Origin of the sequence: Shewanella putrefaciens, from assembly GCF_016406325.1 — a bacterium.
Classification (GTDB): domain Bacteria; phylum Pseudomonadota; class Gammaproteobacteria; order Enterobacterales; family Shewanellaceae; genus Shewanella; species Shewanella putrefaciens.
This window is the reverse complement of sequence record NZ_CP066370.1, coordinates 2,209,936-2,231,249: the sequence shown is the minus strand read 5'-3', so window position 1 is coordinate 2,231,249 and position 21,314 is coordinate 2,209,936. Positions and strand designations below refer to the sequence as shown.

At 43.9% G+C, this 21,314-nt stretch carries 14 protein-coding genes and 1 pseudogene; 11 read left to right on the top strand and 4 right to left on the bottom strand.

Annotated elements, in window-relative coordinates; genetic code table 11:
* The first annotated feature begins 115 nt into the window (after positions 1 to 115).
* The 9 genes from JEZ96_RS10020 (at position 116) to JEZ96_RS09980 (ending at position 11,445) form a co-directional block, all read left to right on the top strand.
* Positions 116 to 1,849, top strand: coding sequence for an IlvD/Edd family dehydratase (locus JEZ96_RS10020; RefSeq protein WP_011919350.1), 1,734 nt, complete (start codon positions 116 to 118; stop codon positions 1,847 to 1,849).
* A 59-nt stretch (positions 1,850 to 1,908) separates the two neighbouring features.
* A complete protein-coding gene (locus tag JEZ96_RS10015) occupies positions 1,909 to 2,679 on the top strand; it encodes an SDR family NAD(P)-dependent oxidoreductase (RefSeq protein ID WP_011789277.1) in 771 nt (256 codons plus the stop codon).
* 102 nt (positions 2,680 to 2,781) lie between these two features.
* Entirely contained in the window at positions 2,782 to 3,837 is a 1,056-nt protein-coding gene (locus tag JEZ96_RS10010) for an aldose epimerase family protein (protein WP_011919349.1), read from the top strand.
* A 123-nt stretch (positions 3,838 to 3,960) separates the two neighbouring features.
* Positions 3,961 to 4,902 (top strand): ABC transporter substrate-binding protein, encoded by a 942-nt coding sequence (locus JEZ96_RS10005; protein WP_025007686.1) that lies wholly within the window; start codon positions 3,961 to 3,963, stop codon positions 4,900 to 4,902.
* A gap of 33 nt (positions 4,903 to 4,935) precedes the next feature.
* Entirely contained in the window at positions 4,936 to 6,435 is a 1,500-nt protein-coding gene (locus JEZ96_RS10000) for a sugar ABC transporter ATP-binding protein (protein ID WP_025007685.1), read from the top strand.
* Complete coding sequence (locus JEZ96_RS09995; protein ID WP_061783144.1) at positions 6,436 to 7,554, top strand: ABC transporter permease; 1,119 nt, start codon at positions 6,436 to 6,438, stop codon at positions 7,552 to 7,554. It abuts the gene before it with no gap.
* A complete protein-coding gene (yjfF, locus tag JEZ96_RS09990; RefSeq protein ID WP_025007684.1) occupies positions 7,551 to 8,513 on the top strand; it encodes a galactofuranose ABC transporter, permease protein YjfF in 963 nt (320 codons plus the stop codon). Before JEZ96_RS09995 ends, yjfF begins: the two co-directional genes overlap by 4 nt.
* Complete coding sequence (locus JEZ96_RS09985) at positions 8,488 to 9,597, top strand: glycoside hydrolase family 43 protein (protein WP_025007683.1); 1,110 nt, start codon at positions 8,488 to 8,490, stop codon at positions 9,595 to 9,597. Before yjfF ends, JEZ96_RS09985 begins: the two co-directional genes overlap by 26 nt.
* A 228-nt stretch (positions 9,598 to 9,825) precedes the next feature.
* Complete coding sequence (locus JEZ96_RS09980; protein ID WP_025007682.1) at positions 9,826 to 11,445, top strand: methyl-accepting chemotaxis protein; 1,620 nt, start codon at positions 9,826 to 9,828, stop codon at positions 11,443 to 11,445.
* A 58-nt stretch (positions 11,446 to 11,503) separates the two neighbouring features.
* On the opposite strand, the pseudogene JEZ96_RS09975 reads toward JEZ96_RS09980, so the two are convergent.
* Positions 11,504 to 12,452, bottom strand: a pseudogene (locus tag JEZ96_RS09975) (glycoside hydrolase family 43 protein).
* Positions 12,453 to 12,479: 27 nt separating this feature from the next.
* A complete protein-coding gene (locus JEZ96_RS09970; RefSeq protein ID WP_025007681.1) occupies positions 12,480 to 13,895 on the bottom strand; it encodes an MFS transporter in 1,416 nt (471 codons plus the stop codon).
* Positions 13,896 to 14,108: 213 nt separating this feature from the next.
* Between JEZ96_RS09970 and JEZ96_RS09965 the strand changes: the two genes are divergently transcribed.
* Positions 14,109 to 15,182, top strand: coding sequence for an arabinan endo-1,5-alpha-L-arabinosidase (locus JEZ96_RS09965; protein WP_025007680.1), 1,074 nt, complete (start codon positions 14,109 to 14,111; stop codon positions 15,180 to 15,182).
* Between the two features lie 2 nt (positions 15,183 to 15,184).
* Positions 15,185 to 17,071 (top strand): family 43 glycosylhydrolase, encoded by a 1,887-nt coding sequence (locus tag JEZ96_RS09960; protein WP_025007679.1) that lies wholly within the window; start codon positions 15,185 to 15,187, stop codon positions 17,069 to 17,071.
* A 224-nt stretch (positions 17,072 to 17,295) separates the two neighbouring features.
* Here the strand turns inward: JEZ96_RS09960 and JEZ96_RS09955 are convergent, their stop codons facing one another.
* Both JEZ96_RS09955 and JEZ96_RS09950 read right to left on the bottom strand, forming a co-directional pair.
* Positions 17,296 to 18,060 (bottom strand): sulfite exporter TauE/SafE family protein, encoded by a 765-nt coding sequence (locus tag JEZ96_RS09955; RefSeq protein WP_011789289.1) that lies wholly within the window; start codon positions 18,058 to 18,060, stop codon positions 17,296 to 17,298.
* A gap of 254 nt (positions 18,061 to 18,314) precedes the next feature.
* Entirely contained in the window at positions 18,315 to 21,149 is a 2,835-nt protein-coding gene (locus JEZ96_RS09950; protein ID WP_025007678.1) for a TonB-dependent receptor, read from the bottom strand.
* Between the last annotated feature and the right edge of the window lie 165 nt (positions 21,150 to 21,314).

Genomic DNA, 21,314 nt, shown 5'->3' with positions numbered 1-21,314 from the left:
ACAGTCTTTTAATCGCCATTATTTGCCTTAGCTTCGCGGTAAATACCGCACGTACTGAAAATAGGTGTGAATAGGCGAGTCGGGCACTAAGCAGAGGTAAAACGAAGGTGTAACAATGCAGAATAAAAAAACAAAAGCACTTCGTTCCGCAAGCTGGTTTGGTAGCGATGATAAAAATGGTTTTATGTATCGTAGTTGGATGAAAAACCAAGGCATTCCAGAGCATCACTTTCACAACCGGCCTGTTATTGGTATTTGCAATACTTGGTCGGAGTTAACGCCCTGCAACGGTCATCTGCGGGAATTGGCTGAAAGAGTTAAAAATGGGATCCGTGAAGCAGGGGGGATCCCAGTGGAATTTCCAGTATTTTCTAATGGCGAATCTAATTTACGCCCCAGTGCCATGTTAACGCGTAATTTGGCCGCGATGGATACCGAAGAAGCTATTCGAGGCAATCCGATTGATGGTGTGGTGCTCTTAGTGGGTTGTGATAAAACAACGCCGGCTTTACTCATGGGGGCGGCCAGTTGCAATTTACCCACCATAGTCGTGACGGGTGGGCCTATGCTAAATGGTAAACATAAAGGGAAAGATGTAGGGTCTGGCACTTTAGTCTGGGAACTGCATCAAGAATATAAAGCAGGAAATATTAGCTTGGCTGAGTTTATGAATGCCGAAGCCGATATGTCACGTTCAACGGGTACTTGTAATACCATGGGAACGGCATCGACTATGGCCTGCATGGCAGAAAGTTTAGGCACCAGTTTGCCACAAAATGCGGCTATTCCTGCTGTTGATTCAAGACGTTATGTCTTAGCCCATATGTCTGGAATGCGTATTGTCGATATGGTCCATGAGGATTTAACGCTTTCAAAAGTGCTCACGCGTGAAGCATTTATCAATGCGATAAAAACCAATGCGGCGATTGGCGGCTCGACCAATGCGGTTATCCACTTAAAAGCCATAGCGGGGCGAATAGGGGTTGATTTGTCACTGGATGATTGGTCGTATGGCTATGATGTACCGACGATAGTCAATCTTAAGCCCTCGGGTCAGTATTTGATGGAGGATTTTTACTATGCAGGAGGTTTACCCGCAGTGCTAAAAGAACTCTTTAACCATCATTTATTGAGTAAAAATACCTTAACAGTGAATGGGAAAACGCTCTGGGAAAATGTGGCAAATGCACCTTGTTACAACCGAGACGTGATCATGAGTATTGATACACCCTTAGTTGAAAATGGTGGGATCAGAGTATTAAAGGGAAACTTGGCCCCTCGAGGTGCAGTGATTAAACCTTCTGCAGCCAGTCCGCATTTAATGAAACATCGTGGTAAAGCGGTCGTGTTTGAGAGCTTTGATGATTACAACGCCCGCATAAATGATCCCGAACTTGCGATTGATGAAACGAGCATCATGGTGCTCAAAAATTGCGGCCCGAAGGGATATCCTGGAATGGCTGAGGTCGGCAATATGGGATTGCCACCTAAGCTGTTAAAAAAAGGGATTAAAGATATGGTTAGGATTTCGGATGCGCGAATGAGTGGTACTGCATTTGGAACAGTCGTATTGCATGTTGTCCCCGAGTCACAGGACTTAGGCCCACTAGCTGCGGTACAAAATGGTGATGTGATCGCACTCGATACTTTTGCTGGCGTACTGCAACTAGAGATTAGTGACGAAGAATTAGCGGATCGGTTAGCAAAAATCGCCTTGGTTAAGCAACTTCCTGTCAGCAGTGGTTATTTATCCCTTTTTAGGGAAAGAGTGTTGCAGGCCGATGAAGGGTGTGATTTTGATTTTCTAGTGGGATGTCGGGGTGCTGATATTCCGGCACATTCCCATTAAACATGGACACTTTTTCTTTTATAATAAAACCAAATAATTATTTTAATAAAGGTTGAGTTATGAAGTTAAGTAATCAATACCCGAGCTTGAAAGGAAAAACCATTTTTATCAGTGGTGGCGGTACGGGTATTGGCGCCTGTTTAGTGAGATCATTCTTAGAGCAGGGCGCAAAAGTTGCATTTGCCGACATACTTATAACGGAATCAAATCAACTTGTTAGTACCTTATTAGCCAGTATGCCCGATGCAATAGTGAAATTTTATCCCTGTGATCTCGTGGATATTGCAGCACTAAAAAACGTCGTTACGCAGATAGAGCAGGAAATTGGAACCATTGCGGTATTGATTAATAACGCCGCCTGCGATGAGCGCCATAGCATAGATGAAGTGACTCCTGAGTATTGGGATCACTGTTTAAACACCAATTTACGGCATTATTTTTTTGCAGTGCAAGCGGTAAGGCCGCAAATGCAACGTCTGGGTGGCGGTTCAGTGATCAATTTAGGCTCAATGAGTTGGCATAATCGCCAGCCGGGTATGGCAGGCTATACCGCCTCTAAAGCTGGTGCTATGGGATTGACTCGCGGATTAGCTGCGGATTTAGGTAAAGATAGAATTCGAATTAATACCTTGACCCCAGGTTGGGTGATGACGAAGCGTCAATTAACGCACTGGGTTGATAAGGATACGGCAAAACATATTGAAGATAATCAATGTATTAAAGAATATGTGATGCCTGAAGATATTGCCGCTATGGCGTTATTTTTGGCGGCCGATGATAGCAAACTCTGCACTGCACAAAATTTTATTGTAGATGGTGGTTGGATTTAATCATTAACAATAAAGTCTTTGTTGATTAAGTCGTCATTATCTTACATAGATAGCTGAGGATGAGTGCTGAGAAAACTTATTATAAAAGGTGAAAGCACTCATATGTCACTCTCAATCTCTACACAAAAATTAACACATAGTGCCTTTCCTGCACCATTAGAGTTAATAACATTAACGAATAGTCATGGTTTGGAAGTAGTGTTATCGAGTTATGGTGCAAGTATTTGGTCTGTCAAACTCTATGGAAAAGAAGATAAAACCATTGATCTCAGTTTGAGTTATCAGAATATTCAAGATTGGGCAATAAATCCTTATTATTTTGGTATTACTGCAGGCCGCGTTGCAAATCGAATTGGTGGAGCGGCATTTTCTTTAAAGGGTCAAACCATTGTATTAACCCCGAATGAAGGTAATAACCAACTTCACGGTGGTCCGCAAGGCTTAAGTCACTGTGTTTGGCAATGTGAAACTAAGCAATATTCCGATGCTGTTGGTGCCATCTTTAGAATACAGAGTCCTGATGGTGATCAAGGTTATCCTGGGGATTTATCCGTAACAGTCGAATATCGCCTTAGCGAAAGCAATGAGTTGACCCTAATTTACGATGCACTCTCTGACCAAACCACTCCGGTTTGTCTCACAAATCATGCCTATTGGAATCTCGCATCTGACAAGCAACATGGCATCTTAGGCCATAACTTACAACTCAATGCGAGTCATATTTTAGCCTTAGATTCTGAGCAAATTCCTACGGGTGAATTGGTTTTAGTCGATGATACCCCCTTCGATTTTCGTCAAATAAAATCCATATCTGAAGATATTCATAAATTAAGTAATGGTTATGACCACTATTTTGTGATGTCGAAGGATATAGACAATACCTCATGCTTAAAAACCATCGCCACATTAATCGAACCTATTTCAGGACGTGAATTGGAAATCAGTACCACAGAATTAGGCGTGCAATTTTATAGTGGTAATTTTTTGGATGGTACGCGGCTTGATAATCATGGAAAACCGTTAAATCAATATCAAGGTTTATGTTTAGAAACCCATGGTTATCCTAATGCCGTCAATATTGCTCATTTTCCGAGTGTTATGTTAGAGGCAAATAAACCCTATAAACAAATAACGGTGCATAGATTTAAAAATATTTAATTTAAACCGTGTGTGACACTTTAGTCATATAACGAATTAGTCATATTAGTTTAATTGAGTTTGATCTTCTGCATTAAGAAGGTCTGGGGATTGCTGTTATTAAAATTTAATAAGGGAATAAAAATGACAAAATATACATTAGTTTCAGTATTCAGTTTATGGGCGATAGGAGCCAGTTGCGCCTTTGCGACCACGGTAGGTTTTTCGCAGGTGGGCTCAGAAAGTGGCTGGCGAACCAGTTTTAGTGAGGCGGTAAAAGCGGAAGCCAAACAACGGGGAATAGACTTAAAGTTTGCCGATGCTCAGCAAAAACAAGAGAACCAAATCAAGGCTGTACGTAGCTTTATTGCTCAAGGCGTCGATGCGATTATTATCGCGCCCGTCGTTGAAACGGGTTGGAAGCCTGTCCTTAAGGAAGCCAAGCGAGCAAATATCCCCGTTGTGATTGTTGACCGTAATATTAAGGTCGATGATGACTCACTGTTTCTCACCCGTATTGCTTCTGACTTTACCGAAGAAGGCCGCAAAATAGCGCAGTGGTTAATGGATAAAACCCAAGGTAACTGTGCGATTGCCGAGTTACAGGGCACAGTCGGTGCGACTGCCGCTATCGATCGCGCTGCAGGTTTTAATGCCGTCATTGCTAATTACCCGAATGCCAACATTGTGCGTAGTCAAACTGGGGAATTTACCCGCGCTAAGGGTAAAGAAGTGATGGAGGGTTTTCTAAAAGCACAGAATGGTCAAGCACTGTGCGCCGTTTGGTCACATAACGATGAAATGGCATTAGGTGCTGTGCAAGCCATTAAAGAAGCCGGATTTAAGCCGGGTAAAGATATCTTAATTGTCTCTGTTGATGGGGTGCCTGATTACTTCAAAGCAATGGCGGATGGTGACGTTAATGCAACGGTCGAATTGAGTCCATATTTGGGTGGTCCCGCCTTTGATGCGATTGATGCGTTTCTTAAGGGAAATAAAGATCTACCTAAGCTTATCAGTACAACAGGTGATGTATTCACTCAAGAAACCGCAGCAGCCGAATATGAAAAACGTCGTCTGCAATAATCCGCGATAGACAGTTTCTTGGGGAGATGCGCTATGAGCCTTATCTTAGAACTTAAGAATATCAGTAAACATTATCCGGGCGTAAAAGCGCTCGAAGCGGTGAATTTACGGTTATTTTCTGGGGAAGTTCATGCCTTATTAGGTGAAAATGGTGCGGGGAAATCTACCTTAGTCAAAGTGATGACGGGCGCACAATCGAAAGACGGTGGTGAAATCATTTTTCTAAATGAAAAACAGCATTTTAATACGCCTATTGAGGCCCAAAAGATTGGCATAAGCACTGTGTATCAGGAAGTTAATCTGGTCCCTAACCTTACCGTGGCGCAAAATTTATTTTTGGGCCACGAGCCAAAACGCTTTGGTTTGATCCATTTTCAAAAAATGTATGCCGATGCACGCACTGTACTGGCACAATTTAAGCTCGATATCGATGTGAGTGCACCGTTATCGAGTTATTCCATTGCTGTTCAGCAATTGATTGCCATTGCCCGCGGCGTCGCTATGTCGGCTAAAGTCCTCGTGTTAGATGAGCCAACGGCGAGTTTGGATGCCGATGAAGTACAAGTACTGTTTAGTATTTTGAACCAGCTCAAGCAAAAGGGTGTCGCAATTGTATTTATTACGCACTTTCTCGATCAGGTTTATCAAATTAGCGACCGTATCACAGTCTTACGAAACGGGCGTTTTATCGGTGAGTATCTGACCTCTGAACTGCCACAACCTCAGCTTATCGAAGCCATGCTCGGGCGCTCATTGCAGCAGCATTTAGTCGAGAAAAGTGCGGCGGAGCAAACAACAAACGGCACATCAGCCATACTTTTGTCCCTTGAGGGCGTGTCGGTTAAAGGGTCAATTCAATCGATGAATTTAACAGTTCCTAAAGGTCAAGCCGTTGGGCTTGCTGGACTTTTGGGTTCAGGGCGTAGTGAGGTGTGTAATGCGGTATTTGGGCTCGATTTACTCGAGAGTGGCAGTATTCACCTTGCGGGTAAAAAGCTCCATCTTTCACACCCTGTAGATGCAATTAATGCGGGCATTGCTCTATGTCCAGAGGATCGTAAGGTCGATGGCATTATCGGCCCGCTGTCGATCCGCGAGAATATCATTCTGGCATTGCAGGCGAGGGTAGGATGGTGGCGCTGTTTGTCAAAGACAAGGCAGCAGGAAATCGCCCAATTTTTTATCGATAAGTTACAGATAGCGACCCCAGATGCAGATAAACCCATTGAGCAACTCAGTGGCGGTAATCAACAAAAAGTCATTTTAGCTCGCTGGCTCGCCATTGAACCCATTCTCCTTGTATTAGATGAACCGACTCGCGGTATCGATATTGGTGCTCACGCCGAAATTATCAAGCTGATTAGAACCTTATGTGATGACGGTATGTCGTTACTGGTTGCTTCATCTGAGCTTGATGAACTGGTCGCCTTTTCCAACAAAGTGGTGGTATTGCGCGACCGATATGCAGTGCGTGAATTATCGGGTGCTGAACTTACCTCACAACACGTTATGCAAGCCATTGCGGAGGGATAGATGAAAACCTCAGTAGAAATGATGTCATCCGAGGCTTTGATTGAGATGCCAAACAGTCAACAAACCAGCAGTAAAACACCCAATGATCGCTATCAAGCGGGTAAGTCTACGTCCTTTGGTCGGTATCTTTGGCCACTGTTAGCACTGGCCTTACTGTTACTGGCAAACCTCTTTATTGATAGCAGTTTTTTCCAAATTGCCTATCAAGATGATCGGCTTTACGGATCCTTAATTGATATTTTAAACCGCAGCGCACCTGTTGCACTGCTCGCCATTGGCATGAGTCTAGTGATTGCCACTGGTGGGATTGACCTTTCCGTTGGCGCTGTGATGGCAATCGCCGGGGCTGTGTGCGCAAACCTCTTACTATTACCGGATATTGGTCTTGGTACGGTTGTATTGGCAGGTCTTGTCGTAGGATTGCTGGCGGGCTGCATTAATGGCTCACTAGTCAGTTTTTTAGGGATCCAGCCGATTGTTGCCACATTACTCTTGATGGTTGCGGGACGTGGTGTTGCTCAGCTTATTAACCAAGGACAGATAGTCACGTTCCAACATCAAGGCTTTGCAGCCATTGGTGTCGGGCAGTTTTTAGGATTACCTATGCCGATTTGGATTGTGATTGGCATGCTGGTATTGACCCAATTGTTATTGCGTAAAACCGCACTTGGTCTCTTTATTGAAGCCGTTGGTTGTAATGCTAAGGCGAGCCGCTATCTTGGGATAAACGACAAATCCATCAAACTATTCGCCTATGCAATTGCAGGTCTATGTGCGGCTTTGGCGGGTATGATAAGTACCGCCGATATCCAAGGTTCAGATGCTAATAACGCCGGATTGTGGCTCGAGCTCGATGCTATTTTAGCCGTGGTGATTGGTGGTGCGGCATTAACGGGCGGGCGCTTCTCTTTGTTTTTATCAATCATTGGTGCTCTTATTATTCAAACCTTAGCCACAACGATTATTGTTAGTGGTTTACCCGCCAAATTTAATCTGTTGACCAAAGCCATAGTGATTTTAACCGTACTTTTATTGCAGTCGGAAAAATTCAGACATCAGTTGTCTGGCTTATTTAAATTACGTGTGTTCAAGGGCACAACGGCTGGAGACAAGAAATGATGTCTAAGCGTTTTATTCCATTGTGGATCACGGCCTCCTTGCTGTTGGTCATGTTCCTGATAGGGGCGTTACATTTTGAGGGGTTTGCCAGCGTTCGAGTGGTGACTAACCTATTCCGTGATAATGCTTTTCTATTGATCACTGCACTTGGGATGACCCTAGTGATTATCTCGGGGGGGATTGATCTCTCCGTCGGCGCTGTGATTGCTTTAAGTGGTGTACTCAGTAGTGTATTAATTACGCAATATCAGTGGCATCCTTTGCTCGCTTTTGCACTTATCTTACCCTTAGGCACGCTCTTTGGCGCACTGATGGGCACGATCATTCATGTCTATAAGTTGCAGCCTTTTATTGTAACCCTTGCGGGGATGTTTCTTGCCCGTGGTATTGCGACAACAGTAAGTGAAGAGTCGATAGCGATTGATCATCCATTTTATGATGCGATTGCCGACCTGAGCATCGCTTTACCAGGTAATGGTTCACTCGATATCAGTTCGCTGATTTTTATTGTTTTTTTTGCCATTATCGCCACCATGATGCACTACAGTCGTTTTGGTACAAATGTGTATGCCCTCGGTGGTAATGCGCAGTCTGCCGAGTTAATGGGGGTTTCGATTGCAAAAACCACCATTAGCATTTACGCCCTTAGCAGTTTTCTCGCCACTTTGGCGGGGATTATTTTCACCTTCTATACCTTTTCTGGTTATTCCCTTGGGGCGGTTGGCGTAGAACTTGACGCTATTGCTGCCGTGGTGATTGGGGGGACATTACTTACTGGCGGGAGTGGTTTTATATTAGGTACTGTACTTGGGGTGTTTTTGATGGGAGTTATACAAACCTACATCACCTTTGACGGTACACTCAGTAGTTGGTGGACCAAGATAGTAATTGGCTTATTGCTATTTTTCTTCATCGTGTTACAGAAACTCTTGAATGGACGCAAAGCTAACCATGGATAATATACTCTCGAAAACTAACGCAAAATTCGGTCTGTTATCAGCCTTTATTACCTCGATGCTGTTGCCTGTGTGTGCAGCGAGTTCCTCGCCCGTTCTAGCGCTTCCTGCTTCTCAAACTAGCGTGACGTCAAGTGCAGTTCAAGATGCCCCTTTTATTGAGCGCCGCGCGGATCCTTGGGTTATAAAAGATGATGATGGGAGCTATTACTTTATTGCATCTGTACCCGAGTTTGATCGGATAGAGCTTCGTCATGCCGCAAATATTAAAGAATTAAGTCAAGCTATCCCCAAAATTATTTGGCGTAAGCATACATCAGGGCCAATGAGTATCGACATTTGGGCGCCAGAACTGCATAAAATTGATGGTCGCTGGTATATCTATTATGCCGCCAGTGATAAAGACAGACGCTTTCATAACCGCATGTTTGTATTGGGGCTTGAAGGTGACAACCCCATGAAGGGCGATTGGCAAGAGCTTGGCCGTTTAAAAACCGCAAGGGATGGATTTTCCTTAGATGCCACCCACTTTAGTGTTGGCGGGCAGGGCTATTTTATTTGGGCGCAGCAGGACGATGCCAAAAGCTACAATACGGGACTGGTGATTGCCAAAATGCTGTCACCTACAGCGGCATCACCACAAGAAGCAATCATCAGTGAGCCTTTGCTGGATTGGGAAAGGCAAGGCTTTAAAGTTAATGAAGGCGCTGCGGTATTGGTGAAAAATGGGAAGGTATTTGTCACTTATTCTGCCAGTGCAACAGATGATCGTTATGCGATGGGACTCCTTTGGGCGGAGCAAGATGCAGATCTGCTCGACCCCAAAAATTGGCATAAAGTTTCTGAGCCTGTTTTTAGCACAGAGCCTACACTTAATCGCTTTGGTCCTGGACATAACAGCTTTGTGCTTGCCGAAGATGGTCAAACCGAGTTGATGTTTTACCATGCTCGCAATTACCTTGAACTTCAAGGCACGCCATTAACCGATGGTAATCGCCATACTTACTACCGCGCTATTTCATGGACAGAGAATGGATTCCCTGTATTTCACAATGAGCTGGCAGATAATGTGGTCGATATAAAATAACAGAGTAATAGTGTGGCAGTTATCAAAGCAGAAAAGCGATTAACAGGTGCTTACATCATGCTTGTTAATCTTTTGTGATAAATACCGGCTTTGATGTTTGATGACTGTTTATTGATCCTAAAAATAAATTCCTATCTATAATTTAGAGCGCAGATGATTATCTAATCGCTATATTCCTATATTCGATTGGATGACATCATTATTTCAATATAGATAAGGTAATTAACTATGTTAAGGACGATAAAAATCCAAACCCGCCTATTAATCGCTTTTTTGCTCATGGTATTGCTGCTGATCGGCTTAAGTGGATTATCAATTTCATCGATGAAAACTATCCGCGCAAATGCCAATACCGTTGAAACCAATTTATTACCTTCAATCATGAGTCTTGGTGAGCTTAATTCAAATATGATGCGAATTAGGGTGCTCACACTCAGGTTATTAGTCAGCGAGACTCAAGAAAGCCGCGAACAAGTTGCTAACGTTATCCGCGATCTTAAATTGGAGATTGAAAAAAATCAGGCTCAGTATGAACAACTGATCTCGATGGATAATGAGCGGGCGGTATACCGTGCATTTGAACAAGTCCAAAAGACCTATTATGTTGAACAAGATAAATTAATTAGTTTTGCAACATCGGGAAAATTAGATGAAGCTAAATTGGTACTGCCGCAGCTTTATACATTGGCTGATGAGATAGTTAAAGATCTTAGAGATCTGGTTGCCATAAACAAAGCATCCTCCGATGACACTCGTATTGTCTCAATTACGGAATATGATAGTAATTTTTGGTTAGTCATTGTGACAGTGATCGTTGCCAGTATCATTGCCATCGTTATTGCTTTTATGTTGTCGAATAGTATTAATCAGCCCCTACAAGCTGCAGTCAAAACCGCAGAAATTATTGCCCATGGTGATTTAACTCAGTCGATAAGTGTCAGTGGTGACGATGAGTTAACTCGTCTTGTTACTGCGTTACAAATTATGCAGCGCAATTTAAGGGACGCCATTGTGCATATCGGCAGTTCCTCTAGCCAACTAGCCTCCGCCGCAGAAGAACTCAACTCCGTCACAGAAGACTCATCCCGTGGTTTACAGCTACAAAATGATGAGATCCAACAAGCCGCTACAGCAATAACTGAAATGAGCACTGCTGTGGATGAAGTCGCTCGTACTGCTCAACAAGCGTCAGATGCATCTTCTGAATCGGCCAAGCTTGCGGTAGAAGGTAAAAATCGAGTCGAGGATACAACTGCCGTTATCACCGAAATTAACGATGAGATGACCAAAAGTACGACGGTCATTAATCAGTTGGCTGCTCAGGTTGTTTCAATTAGCAAGTTGCTGGATGTGATCCGCTCAGTATCAGAGCAAACTAACTTATTAGCACTCAATGCTGCCATTGAGGCGGCTCGCGCGGGTGAGGCGGGACGTGGGTTCGCGGTTGTCGCCGACGAGGTAAGAAGCCTTGCCCATAGAACACAAGTATCTGCAGGTGAAATCGAGACTATGGTACGGCAAGTACAAGTTTCTGCTGAGGCTGCAGTCACCTCCATGGTCACTACAAGTGAAAAAACCAATCAAGCCCGTATTGTTGCCGACGAAGCGACTAAAGCACTCGATCAGATCACCACGCGTATTGTTGCAATCAGTGACAGTAATCATGTGATCGCGAGCGCTGCTGAAGAACAATCAACCGTAGCAAGGGAAATTGATAATAATATTATAACCATTAGAGATTTAGCGGCTCAAACGGCTGCAGGCGCTCACCAGACAAGTGCGAGTTCTGCAGAACTAACCCGTTTAGCGGTAGATTTAAATACGTTAGTGGTTAAATTTAAAGTCTAGGTTTGGGTTATTGATGGTTAAAAAGCCCCTAATGCAGGGGCTAAAAATCACAGTTAACTTACTCTTGGATAGATGGCTTACCAAATACCGGCATACCTGAATCATCCCAACGAAGCGCCTTGACATAGGTGTGACGGTTTGGATCCCACAATGGATCGCCTTCAATTTCAGTATAAGTACGTGCGTGATACACCAATAAAACCGTTTCACCATCTTCTGCAAGGGTGAAACTATTGTGTCCAGCCCCATAAACACCGTACTCATAGCAACTTGTCATCACAGGGTTTGATGATTTATGCCATTGATTTACATCGAGTAAATCAGCATTTTCATCAATATGCAGTAAGCCAATGCAATAATTTTCATCGGTCGCGCTGGCAGAATAAGTGATAAAGATTTTACCGTTGCGTTTTAGCACTGATGGGCCTTCATTCACCCAAAACCCTTTAATTTCCCATGGGTACTCAGGCTTTGTCAGCATCACGGGGGGTTGAGCTTATTTTGTCTGGGGTATCCATCTTCGCGATATAAAGATTGCTGTTCCCTTGAATATCAGGGGCTTTTTGCGCCCAAACATAATACAGCTGCCCACTGTGTTCGAATGTTGTCGCATCGAGACAAAAGGTGTCTATGCCAGTATCAAGTTGGCCAAGGAACTGCCATTCCCCCGTTAGCGGGTTGGCATCATTGCAGCGCAGCACATACATACGATGTTGAAACAGAGCATCTTTAATTTCGCGGCTTGGGGCTATGGCGACATACAAGTACCAAGCCCCTTGGTTAAAGTGGAGTTCTGGTGCCCACACTAGATCGGAATAGGGGCCTGTATCGGGTTTATGCCAGACATCCACTGGGACTGCATCGGCAAGACCTGCAATAGTCGTTGCTCGGCGTAATTCAATACGGTCGTACTGAGGTACTGAGGCGGTGAAATAATAAAAACCATCCGTATGTTTATAAATAAACGGGTCGGCACGTTGTTCGATTAAAGGGGTGAGTTTTAACATCTATGACTCCAAAAACATCATCAAAAACTATATAGAAACTTGGGTTTGGGTACTATCCTTGTGGACATTAGGCTGTGTCACTGGCGTACTTTTCCCATCAATTACTTCCATATCGGGCAGTGACAGCTTAATGTCCTCATAGACACGGTCCGATATCTTGTATTTGAACATCAATAAGCCCATCAAGGTATGGAACGCGCCAGGTATGATGGTTAGCATCAGTGAAATGCCTATGAGCGTCGTAGACGTTTGTTCTTGTCCCGGTTGATAATTAAAGTAGGTCAATAACATGCCAACTACAAAACCTGCCGCTCCCATTCCCGCTTTTTGTGCAAAGGATATCCCCCCAAATGCAAGGCCAGATACCCTATGACCGGTTTTGACGGTTCCGTAATCGACGGATTCTGAAATCACTGACCAGAAAACTGGAGCGTGCAAATCAACCACAAAAGAAATCGCAAAATAGAGCACAAAGGCTAACACTATGTCTCCGGGTTGAACGGCAAAAAACATCACCACACTCAAAATGCCTACAGCAATTTGGCTGTAACGGAATAATTTGAGTTTACAAAAGCGCTTAGTGATCCAAGTTGAGGCGACCATCGCAAGGATTGCCGCACCCACTCCTGTTGATAAAAAGGCCGAAAGCATTTTGGCATCACCACCAAGGAAGTAGGTGGCGTAATAGGCGGCAACCGAACCGCGGATCACATAACCAATAGTGCCAATGACACAAATAGCGGTCAAAATGAGCCACTGATCATTTTTTAACAATAGACGTATTTGCATTGAAATAGGTTTAGTTTCAACCTTATAGGCTACACGTTCAGTTGTAGTGAAAAAACAGAATAAAAACAGCAGTGTTGCCATTAACGCCATCACTCCCATGGCCTTTTGATAACCTGCAGCAATATCATCTCCCCCCCAAGAGGAAGCTAATATAGGGACAATAATAGTCACTAAAAAGGCGGCAATTTTGGCGAAGAATAACCGATAACCGTTAGCGGATAAGCGCTCCTTTGGATTATCCGTCAGTACACTAATAATGGAAATATAGGGAATAGTGACCGTGGTAAAAATGATGGTCACAAGAATATAAGTCGAATAAGCCCAAATGAGTTTGGCGTTATAGTCCCAATCCGGCGTGCTGAAGGTTAAAAATACCGAAAGCCCGAAGGGGATTGCCATAAATAAGAAGTAGGGACGGTAACGCCCCCAGCGCGTGGTGACTTTATCATTAATGATGCCCATTAAGGGATCCGTGATGGCATCGATTAATCGAACGAGTAGAAATAAAATGCCCACATCGGCGGGCTTTAGGCCAAAAATATCCGTATAAAAGAAGGTAATAATTAACATCATTGAAGATATCACGACGTTGACGGCCATATCCCCTGAGCCGTAACCGATCTTTTCAATGACCGACATTTTATGAGAACTCATCAGAAATCCTTATTATATTTTTTATAAACAGTGAGTTAATGTGTCAGCACAGCGTATTATCGCATTCCCCAGATGTTAACACATTTTCTTGCTGTTAATTTTCCGCAGTTGATTGTTACTTATTTGTCTTGATAGTATGATAACCTTAATCATCATACAATAGCATAATAGCTATTTTGTTAGAATGGGATCTCGTTTCATTAAGGAGAAATGATGCTACGTATTTCTATTACCGCGAGAAAGCACCTTAAGCGACATATGAATAAGCTCCATTGTGCCTTGTTGATCGGGCTTATGGGTTCGATAGGCAGCGTTAATGCAAAACAGGTCAGTATTCATGATCCTGTTATGGCGAAAGAAGCTGGCAATTATTATCTTTTCAGCACGGGACCTGGCATCACCTATTATGCTTCAACGGATAAGGTGCATTGGACATTAGCCGGACGGGTATTTGATACTGAGCCTACATGGGCACGCGGTGTGGCTCCGGATTTTAATGGGCATTTATGGGCACCGGATATTATTGAGCACGACGGTTATTTTTATCTTTATTACTCTATTTCCGCTTTTGGTAAAAACACTTCCGCGATCGGCGTAGCCGTTAACAAGACGTTAGATAAAAACTCAAAAGATTATCAGTGGGTTGATAAGGGAATGGTACTTGAGTCTATTCCCCATCGAGATGCATGGAATGCAATTGACCCTAATATTACTGTCGATGAAAAGGGCACGCCTTGGATGAGTTTTGGTTCATTCTGGCAAGGGCTAAAGCTGGTGAAGCTCAATCAAGATTTTATCTCCCTTGCTAAACCAGAAGAGTGGCACACTTTAGCCAAACTTGAGCGTCCAGCTTTACTAAATGATGCCGAACCCGGCCCTGCACAAATCGAAGCGCCGTTTATCTACAAAAAAGATGATTATTACTATCTATTTGTTTCCTACGGTCTTTGCTGCCGCGCCGATGATAGCACTTACCATTTAGCGATTGGGCGTTCAACCTCTGTCACTGGCCCTTATCTTGATAAAGAGGGTAAAGATATGGCACAGGGTGGCGGTTCCGTGCTGCTTCGCGGTACAAAAGCTTGGCCTGGCCTTGGGCACAATAGCGTTTACCAGTTTGAGGGCAAGGACTATTTGGTTTTCCACGCCTATGAGTCTGCGGATAAGGGCTTACAAAAGCTCAAAATAGCTGAATTAACATGGAATACCCAAGGTTGGCCTGTCGTTGATCCAAATGCGCTGACTCAATATAAAAGTGTATTAGTTGACCCAATCGGAAATAAATAATAATGACGCATTCTCTGACAACATTGATGGCCGCGATGGCGCTCACATTTGGCTTTAGCACTGGAGTGGTTGAAGCGTCACCTGTGCCTGCTGATAATCATATTACCAGTGAAACCTTTGCCAACCCATTGTTTCGTAATGGTGCAGATCCTTGGCTTGCATACAATAATGGAAACTATTATTTGACGACGACCACTTGGACCTCTGAATTGGTGATGCGTAAATCGCCTACGATAGCAGGGCTTGCCGATGCCCCTGCGCACAATATTTGGTCAGACGATGATAAGTCCCGTTGCTGTAATTTTTGGGCGTTTGAATTCCACCCCATGCAAACCGCAGAAGGTTTGCGTTGGTATGTGATTTATACCTCGGGTGTAGCAGAAAATTTTGATGGTCAGCGCAATCATATCCTTGAGAGTGAAGGCAGCGACCCTATGGGGCCCTATAAATTTAAGGGCACTCCCATGCCAGAACACTGGAATATTGATGGCAGTTACTTAGAGCACAAGGGGCAGTTGTACTTTTTGTGGTCAGAATGGCACGGTAAAGATCAAGTGAACCTCATCGCTAAAATGACCAATCCTTGGACGGTAACGGGCGATCATAAAGTGATCACTCAGCCCATTTATGACTGGGAAAAGTCAGGCTTAAATGTCAATGAAGGGCCTGAGATTATTCAGCGTGATGGACGCACTTTCCTCGTTCATTCGGCCAGTTTTTGTAATACAGAGGATTATTCTCTCGGTGTTGTTGAGCTGACAGGGGAGGATCCTATGGATCCTGCTGCTTGGACAAAATTCGACAAACCCTTCTTCAGTAAAGCCAATGGCGTATATGGCCCAGGCCATCACGGATTTTTTACCTCCCCCGATGGCAGCGAAGATTGGTTAGTGTATCACGGTAACTCATCACCCACAGATGGTTGTAGTGGCACCCGCGCCGCCAGAGCACAACCTTTTAAGTGGGATGATAAAGGCTTACCGCAGTTTGGTGAGCCATTAGCCGACAAGCAACAGTTACCTGTTCCAAGCGGCGAGTTTGGGCCATTAAAAGCCCAAGTTGAAGGGGTGAAATACCGCATCGTCAATCGTGATATTAATCAATGTTTAGTGACCAATGCGAAAGGAGAAGTCAGTGTTGGTCAGTGTGATGATAAAGCCAGTGCTTGGATTATCGACCCTGCTAACGATGGTTTATATCGGTTTGCTAATGTGGCCGAAGGGACCTTTTTAACGCAAGCTGACTGCCAAGATGAAAAGGCCTCGGACATGAATGCAGCGCCTTGGGTTGCGTCCCGTTGTCAGCGTTGGTCGGTTGATGCGAGTCGTGATGGCTGGTTCCGTTTTGCCAATGAGCGCTCGATTAAAAATCTACAAGCGGCCAATTGCAGCAGCAAAAAGAATACGGCTGTGGTTGCTGGTGAAAATCGTGTTAGTGAATGTACAGACTGGCGTATCGAACCCGTATCCCATTTTGCAATTGTAAATGCCCACAGTGGCCGTGTAGTCTCAGCGCAGCAATGTGACACAAAGGCGAATGCTAATGTCGCCCAATATGAATACACAGGTAACGCCTGCCAGCAATGGCACGCAACATCCACCAGTGAAGGCTATTATCGTCTGCAATCAAATCAACTGACGGCGAATAAACAAGCCCAGTGCTTAGTCAGTGTTGAGGGTAATTTGCAACTTGGCGCCTGTGATAAAGATGACAGCGAATGGCGCACTGAGTTTATGCCAAATGGTTCCCTTCGAGTGGTATCGCGCAAAGGGGGATCGTCGATGAAAGTCGCGGGCGAGTCCTATACCAATGGCGACAATATTGTTGAGGATGTGTGGAAGAATACCATTTCGCAGCAGTTCTATTTCAGGGAGGTGAAAACCAAATAGCCCAAACTATTTTAGGGAGGGTGATGTTTCGAGATTCATTTTTGTTTGTTCTGGTCCAGATTTACCAAAATCTAGGGCAGGTAGCGACAAAAAATAACCCTGAAACATCAACGTACCCTAGACATGCCGTTGTAAGTTGAGGTCGCTTAGCGGCATATTGGTTGAGCGTTAATTGCTCGGCGTGCTGGCAGTAACTGTTTGTCTGTTACTGCTTTTTTTTTATCTTAAATTGACCACTGGTTAAGTGCTTGCCAAATTAACCGCAAGGCGAGCAGCGAAAGTACAAGACTAAATATCATCTGAAAATATTTATCGGCTACCCGTTTTAGCATGTTAAAGCCAATCCAAGTGCCTAATGCACCGCTCAATATCATCCAGCACAACAATGGCCACCAATCAGCGATGGATATGCCCATTCCTTCAAATACCGCTACTTTAACCCCATGTTGCAATGACATGGCCATTGCAAAGGTTGCGACAGTACGAAAACGATCGACTTCAAGCTGTTTAATAAAGGCCGCCACTAGCGGTCCTGTCGCTCCAGCAAAAAGAGAAATAAATGTGGTGATAGCCCCTGCGATGAATGTCCCCAACGTTCCTAAAACAAGTTTCGGTAGCTTGGGCCCCCAGCAGGAATAGAGAATAAAAGCCGCAATCGTGAGATACATAATAGAAGGTGGTAGGGCAACTAACACTAGGCTGCCGAGTAAAGCTCCTAGCAGTGCTCCGGGTAGAAAAGTGTAAATAAATCGCCATTGAATATCCTGCCAACCGACAATAGCTCGTCCCGCATTGGCACCCAATTGCACGACACCGTGGAGTGGGATAATCAGTTGTGGGGGGAGCACTTGCGCCATAACGCCGAGCAACATTACCCCACCGCCAATACCAAAACAGGCGGTAAAAAAAGATGTAAAACCTGCACTCAAGATTAAGAGTACAAAAATATCCGTAGGGATAGTGTCAACGAAAAACCACGATGAGAGCATAAATGTCTATTCGGTCACTGTGAGGGTGTTAACAGTAACAAATCACCTATGGCTTTCAAAGCAGAGGATGTTATTGCACGAAAGGAATCCAACGCTATCAGCTATCTTGATTGAAAGCCTGTGCCACTAAACGACCTGTAGCCGTTAAAGTGATGTAGAGCAAAAGGTAAATGCTTGTACTTACACTCATCTCAAAAAGAAAAGCTAATCAGATGATTAGCTTTTTAAAACGAACGAGATACTAAATCTTTAGCTTAGAACGAGTAGCGAACGCCTAATGCAAATGTGCGGGTATAGATACTATTTGTACGGTTAAAGAGCACTGAGTCCTCATAGTATTCTTGGTACACATCATCAAGAATATTGGTTGCATCGAAGGTCAACACCAAATCATCCATTAAGTTGTAGCTAAACTGGAAGTCTAAACTTTGCTCTGGCTTACGATAGATACCCCGTGGCATAGCAAAACTTCCCGCATCGTATGCATTTAAGAATTTATCACGCCAAGTGTAAGACAAGCGGGCACTGTACACTTCTTTGTCATAAATCAATATTGCACTCCAAGATGTGTCGGAAACGCCGAACAATTCTCTGGTAGTCGATCCTGTTTTTTCACCAGTCTTGCTATCGTATTCCGGAATGTCTTGGCTAGAATCCAAAAAGGTTGCACTCATCTGAGTACCAATGCCATCAAGATAACTAGGCAGATTTTCAGGGAAATATACTGTGCCAAGTTCAAAGCCAGTTAGCTCGCCGTTAGAAGAGTTATCTGGTCGGCTTAATAGGTAAGTTTTGATTTCACCATCAACTTCGCGTGTCGTTGTGGTTGTTGAGTTATACACAAACCCTTCGATATCACGGCGGAAATAAGTACCGTAGATGGATGAACCTTCTCCAAAGTAATATTCCAATGAAAAATCATAGTTTTTTGACGTCGTAGGCTTAAGTTTTGAGTTACCACTGGATGCTTGGCCAAAGCCAAGATTTGTCAAATCTTCTACATATGAAATAGCGGTACTCAAATCACCAAAAGCAGGTCTACGAATGGTTTCTGAATAGGAAAAACGGGCAACTAATTCATCGGTTAGCCAGAAACGAACCATCAGGTTTGGTAGAATTTCTGAACTACCATTAGTATCGGATGAATGCTCAAGATAGTACTTTTCAGTGACAGTGTCTTGTTTCCTCTCCCAAAAATCCATATCGGCATCGGCTTTTTCATAGCGAATACCTATTTGACCATCGACTTGCTTACCCCATAGCTCGGTTTCAAAATCACTTTGGATATAAGCCGCATAGGACGTTTCATCGATATCGTAGTTTGTATACATTGCCAATGCATCTGCATCAGCACCATATAAAGCCTCAATGGCTGCGCGGTTAGCATATAGATAGTTGCCATCTACCAGCGCCCAGTTTGTGGGAACATTACCGCGACCATCAAAGAAGCCAGAGGCAACAGTAAACATGTTGGGGTCAAGATCAGTAAACTTAATATTTTTATCTAATGCACCAGCATCATAGAGGCCGTGTTTGGCTCCCCGTTTTTCGACACGAGTACCAAATTTCATTTTGGTGAAGATGCTGTAATCGAGATAGTAATCACCATTTAAGGTCCAAGCTACCGAGTCGCCTTCATCCTTGGTTCCGCTGTCATACATATTAGAGGTTTGCCACAACGCTAATTGGGATAAATCAGATTCATTAATCGCAGTACTTGGATCATCTAAATAAGCCCAGCTTGGTACACCGCCACTTTTATTATTGTAATCAACATCCACTCCGTAGAACTTTTTGTTACTGTTAGCACTGATCCCTCGCATCGCGATGAACGATGATTCATAGGTACTGGTTTGATAGACAACCTCAGATTTTAAGGTCACATCATCCAGATCCCATTTACCACCTAAGGCAAATACATAGCTATCGGTGCTGTTGTGGCTGTGATCTGAACTACTAAAGCCTCCCACGTTATAGGCCGTTCTCGATTTAACCACATTGGTGCCATCATATATTTCAATTCCATTATCAATAACTTGACTCCAATTATCAGCCGAATCTACGTTACTAAAAAGCATGGCGTTGGCACTATTGTTACGATAGCCATTATAAAATGCTTCAAATAAGTATTCTGAATTATCAGTCGGCGCCCACTGTAAAGACAGATTAAGCGCAGGGCGTTCGCGCTCACCAACATTCATATTTTGGAAAATAGCATCTCGCATTAACAGGTATTCTTCACCGTTAATGAGTGCGCCTTTTGTGGTATCTAGGCCGTGAGCGAGACCTCGTGTCCAATAGGCATCATTAACTAACAGACCCGTTTCTGCAGAGTAGGGTAATGAGGCACCAGGGGAGACAACTTGGTCATTATAATTAGTTCGAATATAAGATACGTTTAACAGCGCTCCGACATCACCGATTGCGGTATCCCAGCGGTCACTGACCAGAGCACTCAATGCTGGATCGACTTTATCGGGTTGATCTGAATATATGCCTTTAGCCGCGACACTGACTTTACTATCACTAAAATCAAAAGGTCGATGGGTGCGAATATCAATTTGACCCGCAATACCACTGCCGACTTGCGAGGATGAACGCGTTTTAAATACTTCTACACTGCCCAGTAATGCCGCTGGAATATCGGCAATAGCGACTTCACGGCCTGCGGCGGTGAAAATTTGACGACCATTAACGGTTGTTGTGACATCGGTTAAACCCCGAATACTCACGGTGTTAACTTCACCTGAGGCACGATCAGTGACTTGTACCCCAGTCACTCGTTGCAGTGCTTCAACCACGTTATTGTCGGGAAATTTACCAATATCTTCAGCGATAATCGCTTCAACTACCTGAACATTTTGACGTTTAAGTTCTACAGCTTTATTTAAACTGCCACGAATACCTTGGATTTGAATGATTTCCATGGCTTCTTCATTCGGTCGTGGGTTATCGGCTTGTGTTTCTTCTTGAGTCGTAGACTCAACTTCTACCTGATCCTGTGGTGCAATATCATTATTTGCCGCAAACGTAGCTTGGCTTGTGAGTGCGAGAATGATCGCACTTGCCAAATAAGTCTGTTTAAACATCTAGTTAATCTCCGGTAGTTTATTATTTGACCCGGTAAGCCTAAGACACCCACTGACGTCCCGGTCTTTTTATCCCACTTCAAAGTCACCGACTTCCCCAACTGTGCCCCTGAAAAGTTAAGAGTTTGATAACACACCTTGCACCGTAAAGGGGATTGAACTGCC